The 15540-nt window shown below is 68.6% G+C and carries 13 protein-coding genes and 1 tRNA gene; 9 read left to right on the plus strand and 5 right to left on the minus strand.

Going from position 1 to position 15540, the window contains the following annotated elements:
• Positions 1–33 precede the first annotated feature (33 nt).
• The 3 genes from ACW17Y_RS00520 (at position 34) to ACW17Y_RS00530 (ending at position 1551) form a co-directional block, all read left to right on the plus strand.
• Positions 34–429, plus strand: a complete 396-nt coding sequence (locus ACW17Y_RS00520; protein ID WP_492036835.1) for a hypothetical protein — start codon at positions 34–36, stop codon at positions 427–429.
• A 67-nt stretch (positions 430–496) separates the two neighbouring features.
• Positions 497–931: a hypothetical protein gene (locus tag ACW17Y_RS00525; RefSeq protein ID WP_492036836.1), complete on the plus strand. Its 435-nt coding sequence runs from the start codon at positions 497–499 to the stop codon at positions 929–931.
• Between the two features lie 89 nt (positions 932–1020).
• Positions 1021–1551 carry a hypothetical protein gene (locus ACW17Y_RS00530; RefSeq protein ID WP_492036837.1) on the plus strand — a complete coding sequence of 177 codons (531 nt, stop codon included), beginning with the start codon at positions 1021–1023 and terminating at the stop codon, positions 1549–1551.
• A gap of 193 nt (positions 1552–1744) precedes the next feature.
• On the opposite strand, the gene ACW17Y_RS00535 is transcribed toward ACW17Y_RS00530, so the two are convergent.
• Together ACW17Y_RS00535 and ACW17Y_RS00540 are read right to left on the minus strand one after the other, a co-directional pair.
• The gene (locus ACW17Y_RS00535; RefSeq protein ID WP_492036838.1) at positions 1745–4579 is read right to left on the minus strand and encodes a M16 family metallopeptidase; all 2835 of its coding nucleotides are present in this window, start codon (positions 4577–4579) and stop codon (positions 1745–1747) included.
• 99 nt (positions 4580–4678) lie between these two features.
• Positions 4679–5563 (minus strand): isoaspartyl peptidase/L-asparaginase family protein, encoded by an 885-nt coding sequence (locus ACW17Y_RS00540; RefSeq protein ID WP_492036839.1) that lies wholly within the window; start codon positions 5561–5563, stop codon positions 4679–4681.
• Positions 5564–5725: 162 nt separating this feature from the next.
• On the opposite strand from ACW17Y_RS00540, the gene ACW17Y_RS00545 reads away from it, so the two are divergent.
• Positions 5726–6727 carry an NADPH:quinone oxidoreductase family protein gene (locus ACW17Y_RS00545; RefSeq protein ID WP_492036840.1) on the plus strand — a complete coding sequence of 334 codons (1002 nt, stop codon included), beginning with the start codon at positions 5726–5728 and terminating at the stop codon, positions 6725–6727.
• Positions 6724–7479 carry a 2OG-Fe(II) oxygenase gene (locus tag ACW17Y_RS00550; protein ID WP_492036841.1) on the plus strand — a complete coding sequence of 252 codons (756 nt, stop codon included), beginning with the start codon at positions 6724–6726 and terminating at the stop codon, positions 7477–7479. Before ACW17Y_RS00545 ends, ACW17Y_RS00550 begins: the two co-directional genes overlap by 4 nt.
• Here the strand turns inward: ACW17Y_RS00550 and ACW17Y_RS00555 are convergent.
• A complete protein-coding gene (locus ACW17Y_RS00555; protein ID WP_492036842.1) occupies positions 7473–7883 on the minus strand; it encodes a YkvA family protein in 411 nt (136 codons plus the stop codon). The genes ACW17Y_RS00550 and ACW17Y_RS00555 overlap by 7 nt on opposite strands.
• A gap of 57 nt (positions 7884–7940) precedes the next feature.
• On the opposite strand from ACW17Y_RS00555, the gene ACW17Y_RS00560 reads away from it, so the two are divergent.
• Together ACW17Y_RS00560 and ACW17Y_RS00565 are read left to right on the plus strand one after the other, a co-directional pair.
• Entirely contained in the window at positions 7941–8723 is a 783-nt protein-coding gene (locus ACW17Y_RS00560; protein WP_492036843.1) for an SDR family oxidoreductase, read from the plus strand.
• 95 nt (positions 8724–8818) lie between these two features.
• A tRNA-Gly gene (locus tag ACW17Y_RS00565) sits at positions 8819–8893 on the plus strand.
• Positions 8894–9322: 429 nt separating this feature from the next.
• On the opposite strand, the gene ACW17Y_RS00570 is transcribed toward ACW17Y_RS00565, so the two are convergent.
• A complete protein-coding gene (locus ACW17Y_RS00570; RefSeq protein ID WP_492036844.1) occupies positions 9323–9739 on the minus strand; it encodes a hypothetical protein in 417 nt (138 codons plus the stop codon).
• 31 nt (positions 9740–9770) lie between these two features.
• The gene (locus ACW17Y_RS00575) at positions 9771–10874 is read right to left on the minus strand and encodes a phytase (RefSeq protein WP_492036845.1); all 1104 of its coding nucleotides are present in this window, start codon (positions 10872–10874) and stop codon (positions 9771–9773) included.
• Positions 10875–11134: 260 nt separating this feature from the next.
• Between ACW17Y_RS00575 and ACW17Y_RS00580 the strand changes: the two genes are divergently transcribed.
• Together ACW17Y_RS00580 and ACW17Y_RS00585 are read left to right on the plus strand one after the other, a co-directional pair.
• Positions 11135–13396 carry a TonB-dependent receptor plug domain-containing protein gene (locus tag ACW17Y_RS00580; RefSeq protein WP_492036846.1) on the plus strand — a complete coding sequence of 754 codons (2262 nt, stop codon included), beginning with the start codon at positions 11135–11137 and terminating at the stop codon, positions 13394–13396.
• Between the two features lie 204 nt (positions 13397–13600).
• The gene (locus ACW17Y_RS00585) at positions 13601–15472 is read left to right on the plus strand and encodes a PAS domain-containing sensor histidine kinase (protein ID WP_492036847.1); all 1872 of its coding nucleotides are present in this window, start codon (positions 13601–13603) and stop codon (positions 15470–15472) included.
• The last annotated feature ends 68 nt before the right edge of the window (positions 15473–15540 follow it).

Consider the following 15540-nt stretch of genomic DNA (forward strand, 5'->3'; position numbering starts at 1 on the left):
ACATCGTTGGCCAGCCTTTTCAGGGAGGGTCTCATGCGCAAGTTCGTGTTGCTGGCGGTCGCCGCCGCCATTCTGTCCGCCGCCTCGCCTTCGCTGGCGCAGACCGCGCGAATTGATGTCTCGTCAAACGCCAAGCAGTGGGTCGACAATCCGGCCCTGGCTCCGGCCGTGACGGATCCCGCGACGCTGGCGCAGATTGCGCGAATTGATGTCCCATCAAACGCCCAGCAGTGGGTCGACAATCCGGCCCTGGCTCCGGCCGTGACGGATCCCGCGACGCGCGCGCGTATGAACGCAGAGATCGTCGCCGCCATAGCCGAGGCGGGCGGCGATCAGGATCAGGCCCGCGCGGCGATCGCTGCGATCGCAGCGCGCTATCAGGAGGCCGCGGCGCCCCAGGGCGCCCGGACGCGGCCCGGTCCGAAGTAGGCCTTGCAGGCTTGAGCCCCGCTCTGGATTTGCAGTACGGGCCCGAACCGTATCCACGAGTGTTCTCATGATCCGTATTCTCGTCCTCGCCTGCGCCCTGGCGGCGTCCGGACCCGTCATTGCCCAGGACGCAGCCCCTGCGCCGACCGCTCCGGCGACGGCGTCTGCCGCTCCGACGGAGGCCGATATCGAAGCCGCCGGCGAGGCTTTCTATGCCAGCCTTGACACCATGCGTGCCGAGATTCTGGCGGCCAAGGCCGCCGCCGGTGACGATACCGCCAGGGCCGTGGCCGACGCCGACGCCATTCAGGCGACCTATCAAGCCAGGGCCGACGCCTTCGCCGCGACCTTGCGGGCCTTCCTCCTGGCCAACCCCACCATGCTCAAGCCGGAGGACGCGAGCGCGGCCCTGCTTGAAATCAAACAGGCCCCCGCCCTGGTGCGCCGTTTTGCCATGCATGTTGCTGAAGAGGCTGAACCGGCCGACGCGCCAGCCGATTGACGTCAGCCCGCGGCGACTTACGGCGAAGTAACTTGAGGTCGGACGGTGTTCGAAGGACCTTGGGGTCATCAGATCCCAAGGAGCCGACCATGATCCGTGCCCTTTCCCTCGCCGCCGCCCTCGCCGTCCTGCCGTTGTCCACCGCACTCGCCGAGGAGCCGCAGACCGCGTCGGAAGCCGCCATTGAAGCCGCCGCCGAGGCCTTCGAGGCGCGGATGGAGGCGTTCGGCGAACGCGCCGAGGCGATTTCCGAAGACGAAAGCCTGACCGAGACCCAGCGCGAGGCTCGGATCGCGGCCATCTGGACCGAATACCAGCCGGAGGTCATGGCCTTCACTGCTGAAGTCAGCCGCCACGCCGGCCAGATCGCCCAGGAAGCCCTGGCCAACATCGACGTCGAGGCGCTGGTGGCGGACGCGCTGAACGATCCCGAGGTGCAGGACGCTCTGCGCACCGCCCCGATCCTCGCCCAGGGCATGGTCACCAACGGCGCCTGGGCGGCGAACGACCCGGAACAGATGGTCACCTACGGCCTGATCGCCCAGTACGCCCTGGACCAGGCTACGGACGTCGTGGTGGCCGACGACGCCGAGGCCGTCGACGAAGCAAACGAGGACTAGATCCCTTCTCCCCTTGCGGGAGAAGGTGGCTGAGCGCAGCGAAGTCGGATGAGGGGTACGCGTCACCGGACGGATCTGTCCGCGGCCCCATTCCGTCGACCGGGTTTCGCCCCTCACCCGATCGCGCCAGGACGACGGCTCCGCCGCCGTGCGCGATCTCCCTCTCCCTCAATGGGAGAGGGAGTTTTGGGGACTACCGCAGCGCCGCGTTGTCGAGGTTCAGCGCCGTGATCGGGATCACCTCGACGTTCGGATGCTTCGCTCGCAGGGCGTCGATGAACTGGGCCGCGTCGCCGACGATCACGAGGCTGGCCCGGTCGACCGGCAGGTGTTCGGCGAAGGCTGACTGGACCGCCGCCCCGTCGATGGCTTCTACATTGCCGACATAGGCCGCCAGCTCGCTCATCGGCAGGTCATAGAGCGCCAGGTTGGCGACGAGGCCGCCCAGACCATCCACCGTTTCCAGCGAGCCTCCGAAGGCGCCGGTCAGGATGGCCTGACGGGTGGTCAGCTCCGACGCCGTCGGGCGGGTGGTCGACAGGCGGGTGATCTCGGCCAGGATCAGGTCTGAGACCTCGACCGCTGCGTCGTTGCGCGTCTGGGCGCTGGCGGTGAACAGGCCATCCTCGGCCCGCACGCCCAGCGACGAGCGGGTGCCATAGCTGAGGCCGCGCTTGATCCGGATCTCCTGGTTCAGGCGCGAGGTGAAGCTGCCGCCCAGCAGGGTGTTGCCCAGGGTCAGCGGGAAATAGTCGGCGTCGGTCCGCGACACGCCGCGCAGGGCGACGGTGACCGCCGCCTGACCGGCGCCGGGCTGGTCGATCACGACGATGCGGGGCGCCTGGGCCGGGCCGGACGGATTGACCGCCGCCCCGACGGCCGAGGGGTTGGTCCAGTCGCCGAACGCGGCCTCGGCCAAGGCTCTCGCTTCGGCCTCGTCGATGGCGCCGGAGAAGACCAGGGTCGCGTCGATCGGGCGGTATCGCTGCTGGTGGAAGATCGCCACGTCTTGGCGCGTCAGGGCGGGCAGGGTCGTCAGAGTGCCCGATCCGGGCGCGCCATAGGGGGCCTCGCCGTAGATCACGCGGGCGGCGGCCTGGGCGGCGACCGGGCCGGGCGTCGACAGACTGATGCGCAGGCCGTCCAGGGTCTGGTCGCGCTGGCGATCCAGTTCCTCCTGCGCGAAGGCCGGATTGCGCACCAGATCGGCCATCAGGGCGACCGTCTCCGGGAAGACGTTGGCCGGGGCGTTGGCGTAGACGTTGGAGAAGTCCGCGCCCGCGCCCGCGCCGATCTGGGCGCCCAGCTGCTCGATCTCGGTGGCGATCTGCGGAGCTGTGCGGGTGGTGGTGCCCTGCGTCAGCAGGGCGGCGGTCATGGAGGCCAGGCCCGCCTTGCCGGGCGCTTCATGGGCCGAACCGGCATCGAAGTTCAGCCGTGCCGAAACGAGCGGCAGGCCGTCTTTCTCGACGACCAGCACGCGCAGGCCGTTGTCGAGACGGAAGTCGGCGACCGGCGGCGTGGTCGGGGCGACCGGCTCGGTGGTGGCGGGCAGGGCCGCGCGCTCGGCCTCGGGCAGCAGGGTGAAGACCTGACCCACGGGCGCGAGGTCAGCGACGGTGACCGGGGCGGTGAAGGCTGTCGTCTGTTCCGTCGCCGGATTGGCGTCGTCGGCGTTCAGATAGCGGATCGTCAGGGCGCGCTGATCGGTCAGATAGCGCCGGGCGACGCGCTGAATGTCGGCCGCAGTGACGGCCTGGATCTGCGAAATCTCACGGTCGGCCACCGAGGCGTCATTGGTGTTGATCAGGGCGAAGCCGAGCACATTGGCGCGGTCGTCGATGGTCTCGCGAGCGCGCAGGGCGTCGGCGACCAGTTCGTTCTTGGCCTCGGTCAGTTCGGCCTCGGTCACGGGCGTATCGCGGAACTTCGCGATCTCGGCGCGGATGGCGGCGATCCCGGTCTCGGGCGTCTCGCCGTCGGCCATGATGGCGTAGGCCGACAGATAGCCGGACTGCTGGGAGAAGTCGGGGCCCGATGAGGCCTGTGCCGCGATCTGTTGCTCGTAGACCAGCGAGCGGTACATCCGCGAGCTTTCGCCGGTCGACAGGATGCCGTCCAGCACGGTCAGGGGGATTCGGTCGGCGTCGCGATAGGCCACGGTCGGCCAGGCCAGGACGACAGCCGGAAGCGGCACGTTCGGCGCATGGAAGGTCGCCTCGCGCGGACCAGTCGGCTCGGGCTCCACAACGTTGTTTTCGGGCAGGGGCCGGTCGGGATTGGCGATCGGCGCCAGGTATTCGTTGATCCAGCCATCCAGTTGCGCCTGGTCGAAGTTCCCCGCCACGATCAGGATGGCGTTGTCGGGGCGGTAGTAGGTGGCGTGGAACCGGCGAACGTCCTCGATGGTGGCGGCGTCCAGGTTCTCCAGAGAGCCGATCACCCCGCGACGGTAGGGGCTCTGCTGATAGATGGCCGCCGGCATGAACAGGCTGAAAAGCCGGCCGTAGGGCTGTGCGAGCACGCCCTGTCGGTACTCCTCCTTGACCACGTCGCGCTCGCTCTCGAACACGCTCTCGTCGACGACCAGCGAGGACAGGCGGCTGGCCTCGGCGAAGATCAGGCGCTCCAGGTGATTGGCCGGGATGGTCTCGTGATAGGCGGTGACGTCGTCACTGGTGAAGGCGTTGTTGTTGCCGCCCACGTCCTCGGTCAGGCGATCGAAGGTCTCGTCCGGGAAGTCCTTGGTGGCCTTGAACATCAGGTGTTCGAACAGGTGGGCGAAGCCCGAGCGGCCTTCCGGATCGTCCTTGCCGCCGACGCGGTACCAGACCTGGACCGTCACGTTCGACGTCGTCGTGTCGCGCGCGGTGTAGACGTCCATGCCGTTCGGCAGGGTCCGCTTCACGAAGCCAAGCGGCGGCACCTCGATGCCGGCGGGCGCGCTCTGGGCCACGACCGGCGAGAAGGCCCCGAGGGCCGTGACGATGGCGAGGGCGGCGACGGCCGACTTCAGGCGAGACTTCATGGACGGACTCCGGAGTTGCGGAGCGACCGTATCAGGGCTTGGCGCCGGCGTAAGTTACGGCGGTGTAATGTGGGGGCCTGCCCCGGAGGGAGAAGGAAACTACTTCCCGAACACCTCGACCCCGATCTGGCCCTCCGGCGTAAGCCAGGCGCGCTTCATGCCCTGGCTGTTGAAGGGGTCGGCGCGGTTTCCCGCCGTATCCAGCGCGATGAGCCCGCCATCGCCGCCCATCTCGCCGATCCCTGCGATGACCGCCCGGCCGGCCTCGGTGATCGACGCGCCCGCCTCGACGCGCCAGTCCATCTGGGCCGCCGCGGCCGTGCGGATGAAATATTCGCCCTGGCCTGTGCAGGAGACGGCGACCCGGTCCGTCGCCCAGACGCCCGCCGCCGGGATCGGCGTGTCGCCAACCCGCCCCGGCAGCTTGCCGAACACGCCGCCCGTCGAGGTGGCGGCCGCCAGACGACCCTGCGTGTCGAGCACACAGCAGCCGACCGTGCCGTGGCTCAGCGCTGGTCCCTGGCCCGGCGGATGGTTGTCCTCGCCCTGACCGGCCCGGGTGAACCAGGCCTCCGGGTCATTGATCGGCTCCAGATGGTGCTCGCCCGCGAACCGGGCTGCCCCCGACCCCGCCAGCAGCACGTGCGGGCTGTGCTCCATCACGGCGCGGGCGGCCCGGATCGGATTGCGATAGCCCTGGAAGGCGGCGACGGCGCCCGCGCGGCGGCTTGGCCCGTCCATCAGGCTGGCGTCCAGTTCGTATTCACCGGCCAGGTTTGGCGAGGCCCCGCGTCCGGCGACATAGAGGCCGGAGTCTTCGAGCAGCACCGTCGCCTCCACCGCCACGTCCAGGGCCGAGGCGCCGGCCTCTAGCCGCACCCGCATGGCCTCGACCACCTCGCGCATATGAGCGATCTCGGCGGTGTAGTCGCGGCTGCGACGCGCGCCGGCGCCGCCGTGGAGGATGAGGGCAAGTCTGGTCATGGGGTTTCCTGAAACCGTTCAGCCTCTTTCATTCGGGCCGCCGTCTCACTAGCGTCGTTGGCAGGCGCGCGCCACGGGGGCGCCGCCCAGTTCAACCTGACGGGGCGGCCTCCAGTAGCGCGAACGCGCGATGGGCCGCCCTAGCGAAGCGAGACCCAGATAATGCGCGCAGTCCTGTCCAAGACCGTCGGCGGCCCCGACAGCCTCGTCGTCGAAGAGGTTCTCGATCCGACCCCGAAGGCGGGCGAGGTCATCATCGAGGTCAAGGCCGTCGGCGTGAACTTCCCCGACACCCTGATTATCGAGGACAAATACCAGTTCAAACCCCAGCGCCCCTTCTCGCCGGGCGGCGAGGTCTCGGGCGTGGTGGAGGCTGTGGGCGAGGGGGTGAAGGGCGTCTTCAAGGGCGATCGGGTCATCGCCATGCCGGGCTGGGGCGGGATGGTCGAGCGGCTGGCCGTGCGCGCCGAAAGTCTCATCAAGATGCCCGACGGCATGTCGTTCGAGGAGGGCGCCGCCCTCATCATGACCTACGGCACCTCCTACTATGCGCTCAAGGATCGGGCCCAGCTGAAGGCCGGTGAACGGCTGCTGGTGCTCGGCGCGGCCGGCGGGGTCGGCGCCGCCGCCGTCGAACTGGGCAAGGCCATGGGCGCCCAGGTCACGGCCGCCGCCTCAACCAACGACAAGGTCCAGTTCGCCCTGGAACTGGGGGCCGACAACGGCCTGATCTATCCGTCGGGCGCCATGGACAAGGCGGCCCAGAAGGAGCTGTCGGGCGAGTTCAAGCTGGCCTCGGGCCGCGACGGTCCGGACGTGGTCTATGACGGCGTCGGCGGCGACTATGCCGAGCCGGCCCTGCGGTCGATGGACTGGAACGGCCGCTATCTGGTGGTCGGCTTCCCGGCGGGCATTCCGTCCTTCCCGCTGAACCTGACCCTGCTGAAGTCGGTGTCGGTGGTCGGGGTCTTCTGGGGCGCGGGAGCCGCGCGCGATCCCGAGGGTCACAAGGCCAATGTCGCCGATCTGATGAGGTTCTGGGCCGAGGGCAAGATCAAGCCGCGCGTGTCGCAGACCTTCCCGCTGGAGCGCGCCCACGAGGCCATCCAGGCCCTGTCGGACCGCACCGTCATGGGCAAGGTCGTGGTGACCGTCGAGTCGTGATCCGCCTCTCGCCCGATCTCGACGCCGCCGCCCTCGCCACGGCGTTCGAGGCGGGCGGAAAGCGCCTGCACATCCCCGGCGTCCTCGCTGCCGACAGCGCCGAGGCCGTGGCCGATGTGCTCGAGGCCGAAACGCGGTGGAAGACCACGGTCGCGGCCGGCGGGGCCTTTCTGGAGCTGCCGCTGAACGGCCGGGTCGCCGAGGATCCGGCCAAACAGTCCTGGCTGGACGAGGCGGCGGTCGACGGGTCCAGTCCCCTGACCCAGTATATCTTCGACACCCGCCGGCTGACCGCCGACCGGGAGGCGGGCGCGTCGAAAGGCGACGCGGCCGACCATGTGCTCGACTTCCTCAACAGCGAGGCCTTCATCGCCTTCGCGCGGACGGTGACCGGCGACGACCGCATCGACCTCGCCGACGCCCAGGCCTCGCGCTATCGACCCGGCCACGTCCTGACCGCGCACAATGACGTCTCGCCGGGCAAGAACCGGCTCTACGGCTATGTGCTGAATTTCAGCCGCGACTGGCGCGCCGACTGGGGCGGCAATCTCGTCTTCCACGGCGAGGACGGCCACATCCAGCACGGCTGGGTCCCGGCCTTCAATGCGCTCAACCTGTTCGTCGTGCCGACGCGACACGCCGTGACCCAGGTCGCCTCGTTCGCCGCGAAGGACCGGCTATCCATAGTCGGCTGGCTGAGGTCGAACACGGAGATCGGCCCGCAGGCGCGGGGCGAGACGCGATCCTACTGATCGCGCAGCTTGTCGAGCGCCTTGTCGGCCAACTCCCGGTGCCGCTTGCGGACATTGGCGCCCAGGGTCGCGATCACCGCCGTAATCACCGCCGCGTCGTCGGTGAAGCCGATTCCGGCCAGCACGTCCGGGATGGCGTCGATGGGCATGACGAAATAGGCCAGCGCCCCCAGCATGATCCCCTTGGCCGCCATCGGCGTCTCCGGATCACGAGCGGCGTAGTAGACGGACACGGCCTGGTTCGCGAACGGGATGCGGGCGGCCACTCGCCCGATCTTGGGCCAGAAGCCGGCCTTGACCCGCACCTCGTTGACCTTCTGTACGGAAGGGACCAGCGCCTTCGACGGATCGATGGCGTCTTCGGGCGTGATGGTCCCGGCGGCGGGTTTGGCTTTGGCGGTCATGGCGGCTAAATCCCCGCGGCAATCAGAAGTTCAGATCAGAACATAGGGACGATTACGATGAAACTCGACGGGTCGATCGCAGCGGTGGTGACGGGCGGGGCTTCGGGCCTGGGTGAGGGGACGGCGCGAGCGATCGCGGCGACGGGCGCCAGGGTCGCCCTGTTCGATCTCAACGCCGAAAAGGGCGAGGCCATCGCGAAAGAGATCGGCGGCATCTTCTGTTCCGTCGACGTCACCGACGACGCCTCGGTCGCCGCCGCCTTCGAAAAGGCCCGCGCCGCCCACGGCCAGGAGCGTCTGACCGTCAACTGCGCCGGCATCGCCACCGGCATGAAGACCGTCTCTCGCAAGAGGGACACCGGCGAGATCAAGGCCCACGACATGGCCCAGTTCGAGCGCACCGTCCGCGTCAACCTGTTCGGCACCTTCCGCGTCCTGAGCCAATCGGCCGCAGGGATGATGACCCTGGAGCCCGTGGAGGACGGCGAGCGCGGCCTGATCGTCAACACGGCTTCCGTGGCGGCCCAGGACGGCCAGGTCGGTCAGGCGGCCTATGCGGCGTCCAAGGGCGGCGTCTACGCCATGACCCTGCCGGTCGCCCGCGACCTCGCCCAGGAAGGCATCCGCTGCAACACCATCCTGCCAGGCATCATGTGGACCCCGATGATGGCCGGCATGGACCAGAAGATCCAGGACGCCCTGGCCGCCCAGATCCCCTTCCCCAGCCGTCTGGGCAAGCCCTCTGACTACGCCAGCCTCGTGCTGGAGCTGGCCCGCAACGTCTACATCAACGGCGAATGCATCCGCCTCGACGGGGCCATCCGCATGGCTCCGAGGTAAATTTCGAAAAAGGGGCCTTGCGACGGACCGTCAGGGTCCGCTATAGGCCCCGCTCTCGACGAGACGGATCGCCCAGCCGGGCCCCGTTACGGAGTGCGGGCGTAGCTCAGTGGTAGAGCACAACCTTGCCAAGGTTGGGGTCGAGAGTTCGAATCTCTTCGCCCGCTCCAGTCGATATGAAGAGGCCCGGTTTCGACCGGGCCTTTTTCAATTCCGCGCCGGGCTGCGTGAGTTTGCCTTTTGGGCCGTCTCTCCCTTTCGTCATCCTCCGGCAAGCCGCGCCTTCGCGGCGCAGACCGGGGGACCCAGCGGCGCGCGAGAGTGCGAACCTGTCGCGGACACCGGCGGCCGACATTGTGCTTGAAAAGATCGCCTTCGGCGCCGCTGGGTCCCCCGGTCTCCGCTGCGCTTCGCCGGAGGATGACGAAAGCGCGTAATAGGACGTTATTCTTATCCAGCTCTTGCGACCGGCACGACCGCTCACCATCTGCCCTGATGGGCCTTCGACAACCAGCCGTCGTCCGTTTCGTCCGTTTTGTCCGTTTCGTCAGGGTGTTTTTCGTCCGGACCAAGGGACGAAACCGCCTGAGCGTCCAGCTTCACTCCTCGTCCGCCGCGTTCGGATCGATCGCTTCGTCCACCAGCCTGCGCCAGTGAGGATCGGTGTCGTCGACCAGATCCACGTCGTCGAGCAGGGCCACGACGGCGTCGCCGTCGGGCAGGATGAGGCCCAGGACTTCCATCGGTTCGCCGAAGGCCCCGGCGTGGACCTCGGCCTGCACAGCGACCGCCCCCTGTTCGCCGTCGTCGTCCCACCAGATGACCGGCTGGGGCAGGTCCATGTCGATGACCTGTGGGTCCTCCGAGTCGCCCAGGGCGAAGACAGCCCGGCGCGCCTGGACGTCGTCCAGCGTGGCGACCCGGCCTGTGAAGGGCTTCAGCCGCGACCAGTCGTCGGCGTCGAAGCCGCCGCCGTCTTCGGGTTCCAGATCGTCGGGGCGCGGGTCGTTCGTCATTCCGCAGACTAGCGACGGGAGGGCTTGCGGATCAATCGATGCCGAGGGCCGCCTTGATGACGCGCCAGTCGATGTATTTGAAGTTCTGGGTTCCGACGTCGTTGACGTCGTCCTGGACCACCACGACGCCTTCGGGGAAGGCGTCCGAGACCCGGCCGCCCATGGCCGCCAGACCATCGGTGCCCGTGACGCCGTCCACGACCCCGTCCTCGACCACGAACCGGCCCTTGAACTCGGGGGCGGCGCCATCGATGCGCCAGACCGGGAAGGCGCTGTCGCCCTGGCTGGACCCGATCAGGTAGCGGGCCTCCCCGTCGGCGAGGATGGTCAGGCCTTCGGCGTCAGCGACCAGTTTGTCGGTCTCGATGCCCTGGATCAGGGTGCGGGCGCCGCCGGCGGCCGGGTCGAGGCTGTAGCGCCAGACGCCGACATTCTCCTCGGCCAGATACAGGGCGTTGGTCGCCTCGTCGGCGGCGCAGCCTTCGGAGATGGTGCCGATGTCGAACCGCCGAACCTCGCGCGAGACCGGCTCGCCCGCGGCGTCGGCGGTCAGGACGAACTGGCGCACCTCGCCTTCATGGCCGACGAGGACTGCGTGGATCTGGGAGCCCCGACGGGCGAAGCAGAAGCCGTAGGGCTCGACCACGTCCGTGCGGATCGCGCCCCAGGGGCGGACGCCGTTCTGGCCGGTCCCGGCGGGGTCGAACAGATAGAGAGAGACGCCCTCCTTGCCCGGCGTCCGGTCGCTGGCGCCCAGCACCACCTGCGGACGGCCCGAGACGGTCAGGCCGTCAATGGCGTCGACGTTGTTCAGCAGCCCCTCGGGCATGAACTGCAGCACAGCCCCGTCGAAGCCGTAGATGTAGAGGCCGGCCTTCTTGTCAGTGCCTGCGACGAAGCCGGGCGAGGTGGTTCCCATGACCACCACCGGGCGCTCGCCGACCCAGATGGCGGGGTCGTCAGCCGCATCCTCGCCGCCGCCGGTGCCGACCGACGGTGTCTCCAGCATCGCCTGGACCCGGACGCCCGCGCCGATCACGCCTTCGCCCTCGCCCTGGTAGTCGACCTCGTGGGTGGCGCAGCCGGCGAGAAGCAGGGCGGCGACGGCGGCGGTGCACAGGGCGATCTGGCGCATGGCGGATCCTTGATGGAAGGGCGTGGCGTAGCGTGGCGGCGCAGATCACGTGGCAAACCACCGGTCAACCCCGATCGGGTGCGGCGTTTCTGTCAGGCGGGGCGGGCGTTCGACCGTCTACGGACGGACTGTCACACCCGTGTTCGCGAACCGCCTCGGGCTCTTCGCACAAGCGTCGCCGTGGCGTCGCCGCTCTGGCTTAGCAGCAGCGCCCAGAACCGGCGGCGGCAGCGCTGACCCGGCCATCGGGGATGCATAAAATGAAACTCGCACTTCTGCTCGGGGCCGCCGTCGCCCCCCTGCTCATCGGCGGCGCGGCCGTCGCACAGACCCAGGACGCGCCGGCCACGGCTCTTGAAGAGGTCATCGTCACCGGCCGCCCGGTCCTCCGGAACCGCACCGACGACGTCGTGCCGACCCTGTCCTACGACCTCGAATACTTCCAGCGCTTCGAGCCGCTGACCGTCGGCGACGCCCTGAAGCGCGTGCCCAGCGTCACCTTCCTGTCGGACGTGCTGGAATCGGACGGCGTCCGCCTGCGCGGCCTGGATCCGGGTTACACCCAGGTCCTGATCAACGGCGAGCGGGTTCCCGGCGCCGGCGTCGACCGCTCCTTCTTCGTCGACCGCATCCCCGCCGAATTGATCGAGCGCGTCGAGGTCGTTCGGTCGTCCTCGGCCAACCGTTCGGGCGACGCGGTCGCCGGCGCGATCAACATCGTCCTGCGCGACGCCTATTCGCTGGACGGCGGTTATGTGCGCGGCGGGGTTATCGTCTTCCCCGGCAATGAGATCGGCGAGACCTTCGGCGCCGTCTACGGCGGCCAGGTCGGCGCAGGCCGACTGCTGCTCGGCGCCAGCGTCCAGGACCGGATCAACCCGAAGGACAAGCACAGCGCCCGCTACGACCGTCCGGGCGGCCCCCTGGTGAACACCGAGGTCCAGACCGACGTGCGGTCGGGCACCGACTATTCGTTCAACGCCGCCTATGAAGTCGATGTCGCCGGCGGAACGCTGGATCTTTCGGGCGTCTTCGTGCGCACCGAGCGTCTGCAGGACGAGGATTCGATCGAGTATCGGGGCGGCCGCCGTTCCGATGCCGACCTGCTGACGATCAACGACAACAACGTCGATATCGAAACGGACAACCTGCAACTGCGCGCCCGTTACGAGCGCGAAATGTTCGGCGGCGAGACGCGCTTCAAGCTGGGCTTCGCCTCGCTGACCGACGCCCAGTTCGAGTTCGAGAACGAAGCCGAATACCTGCGCGACGCCATCATCTTCCCGGAAGAAGATCGTTTCACGGCCGACCAGACCTATACGGACATCGAGGATCAGGAGGTTTCGGGCGCTCTGGAGCATACCCGGTCGCTGACCGATTCCCTCGAACTGGAGTTCGGCGTGCAGTACGTCGGCAAGGAGCGAGACACCGACATTTCGGCCCCTGCCCGCGTCCGGTTCACCATCCCGAACGCCCCGGCCCCACGTCCGGCGCAACCGGCCTTCGGACCCCGTCTCCCCATCCCGGGGGGGCTGTCGACCATCGAAGAGACCCGCATCGACCCCTACGTCATGGTCTCGGGCGACAGCGGCAATCTGAAGTGGGAAGCCGGCCTGCGGTACGAAACAACGGACACCTCGATCGAGGACGTCACCGCCCCGACCGCGGCTCTGCGCTCGGTCGACAACGACTATGCCGAACTTCTTCCCTCGGCCAGCGTCCGCATCCAGCTCAACGAGAATGACCGGATCATCCTGTCGGGCGCTCGCACGGTTCGCCGTCCGAACTTCAACCAGCTGTCCCCGGCGGTCCTGGAAGAAGAGCGCGGCGACAGTGATTTCGTCGGCAACCCGAACCTGGAGCCGGAAACGGCCTGGGGCGTGGACGCCGGCGTCGAACATCGCATCGGCACGCGCGGCGTGGTCGGCCTGAACGTCTTCTACCGCTCGATCTCGGACCTGATCGAGGACACCAACACCGGCCGTACCGGTTCGGCCGGCGCCGGGACCTTCGTCTACACGGTCAGCAATGTCGGCGACGGCGAGGTCTACGGCGTCGAGTTCGACCTCTCCACCCCGCTGGACTTCATCGGCATGGACACGACGGGCGTCTTCCTCAACGCCTCATGGCTGGACTCGTCGATCGACGACTTCATGGGCGACCGCCGCTTCAACTCGCAGTCGGACTATGTGCTGAACTTCGGCTTCACCCAGGACATCCCGTCGTGGGACGCCGCCTTCGGCGCCACCTATCGCAAGCAGGGCGAGGCCTACGAGCGCGTCATCGCCGAGGAGGTCACGACCCGCTACGGAGCCGACCTGGAAATCTTCGTCGAGAAGCAGCTGTGGTCCAACACGGTCCTGCGCCTGACGGGCTCCAACCTGCTGAACTCGGCCAAGGAAGAGGACTTCAACAAGTTCGCCGATCTGGGCGACCAGATGAGCCGCAGCTTCGACGAATACGAGCTGGAGCGGGAAACCGCCGGTCCGGTCTATCAGGCCGTGCTGCGCGTCGCCTTCTAGGGCCTCAAAACGTCTCAAAACGGGAAGGGCCGGGCGGCGACGCCCGGCCCTTTTGCGTTGTTCAACGAACGTTCACAGGGTTCGCGCGAAAGCGACTGGACCCGCGCCGGGTCTGGCCCTAACCGCCTTGGGACGCCGGGCGGCGCCGGGCTTGCAAGCGTCGGTCCGAACACGCCGACGCGTGCCAAGACAGGAAGACCGAACATGTTCATGGAAGGCGATATCGACTGGGTCCTGGTACTGGGCGTCGTCGCCGCAGTGACCTCGGTCGTCGCCATCCTGTCGTTGATCTTCGCGGTGACCAACCGGACCCGCCATGTCTCGACATCGGACGAGCTTGGCGCCGTGTCCAAGGCCCGTGAGGCGGCCGAGACCCGCCTCTACGAGACCCTGAACGCCATTCCTGTCGCCCTGGTGCAGACCGATCGCGGCGGCAAGTTCGTCTTCGCCAACCGCGCCGCGCACCAGCTGATGGGCCGCCGCGACGCCGAGCTGATCGGACTGCGCTTCCACTCGGCGACCTGGGGCATCACCTATCCGGACGGCCGACCGGTGCCGCCGGACCTTCTGCCCAGCGCCCGCGCCCTGCGCGGCCAGACGGTCAAGGGATTCCAGCACATCATCGCCAACCCCTCGACGCGCCGGAAGATGCTGGTCTCGGTGACGGCCATGCCGATCGAGGATTCTCACGGCCAGATCATCGGTTCGACAGCCGCCATCGTTGAAACCGAAGGCCTGACGACGCCCGAGGCCTTCCAGCCCGAAACCGTGCCTGTGGCGACCCGGGACGATCTGACGCGCCGTGTATTCGAGGCGGCGTCGAGCGCCCTGGTGGTTGTCTCCGCCCACGGCGTGGTCCGCGAGGTCAATCCGCAGGCCCTGGCCCTGTTCGGACGGACTCAGGACGTCATCGGCGCCGATTTCGCGGACCAGTTCCTGGGCGAGACCGAGCGGGTCGAGGGGCGCCAGACCCTGCGCGCCGCCCTCAACGCCCAGCCTGGCGAGGCCGATCCGATCGTCTCGACAATGGGCGGAGACCACGGCGTGGCCTGGCGTATCCTTCCGCTTAGCGCGCCCGGAGAGGCCGTCGACGCCCTGCTGCTGGCCGGCGATCCGGTGGCGGCGATGATGGAAGCCGAAGCGGAATCCGTCGTTGCGATCGAAGCGCTCCCGGAGCCCGTTTCTGAACCGGAGGCAGAGGCGACCGCGCCCGCCGAGCCTGTCGTCGACCTCGCTCCGCAACTCGAAGCCGCCGCGGCGCGCGAGGCGCAGCTGCAGGCCGAGCTGGAGGCCGCGCGCGCCCAGGTCGAAGCCGAGCGGGCCCAGGCGACGCGTCTGGCCGAAGACGCCCGTGCCGAAGTCCTGTCCCAGGTCGAGACGGGCAACGAGGCTTCGCGTCGGCTGGAGAGCGTCGGTCGCCTGACCGGCGGCGTGGCCCAGGACTTCAATGCGCTGCTCGCGGTCATGACCAGCGCGCTCGACATGATGCTGAAGACCGCCGACGACCCCGCCCGCGTGCGACGTCTGGGTCAGGCGGCGCTCGCTGCGGGCCAGCGGGGAGAAGCCCTGACGCGTCGCCTGTCGGCCTTCTCGCAGGGTGAGGACGCCCATGCCCAGGTGCTGGACTCGGCCGTCCTTCTGCGGGCCATGGAGACGCGGCTGCGTGCGTTGGCCGGTCCGGGCGTCGATCTGATGATCGAAGGCCCGTCGACCGAGGCGCCGGTGCGCGTCGATCCGGTCGGGTTCGAAGGCGCGGTCCAGGCCCTGGTCCGCAATGCGGTCGAGGCGCTTGGCGGCGCGGGTTCGGTCGCCGTGCGTCTTGAGGCTCTGGCCGACGGCGGGGCGCGGCTGACGGTGCGCGACACCGGTCCGGGGCTGGATGCGGCCACGGCGATGCGCGCCCTGGAGCCCTTCTTCACCACCCGCGACGGCGCGGCGGGTCTGGGTCTGGCCCAGGCTCACGCCTTCGCGCGCCAGTCGGGCGGCGGCCTGACCCTGACGGGGGCCGAGGGCGAGGGCGCCGAGGCGACCCTGACCCTGCCGGCCGCCGAGGCGCGGATCGAAAGCGCCGCCTGAGCGACCTCTCCGCCTTGGCTATGCGCATGGCCATGCTAGGTTAACGAACGTCGTTTCACGTCGTTGGG

The sequence above is a fragment of the Brevundimonas sp. AVps7 genome (assembly GCF_058681545.1).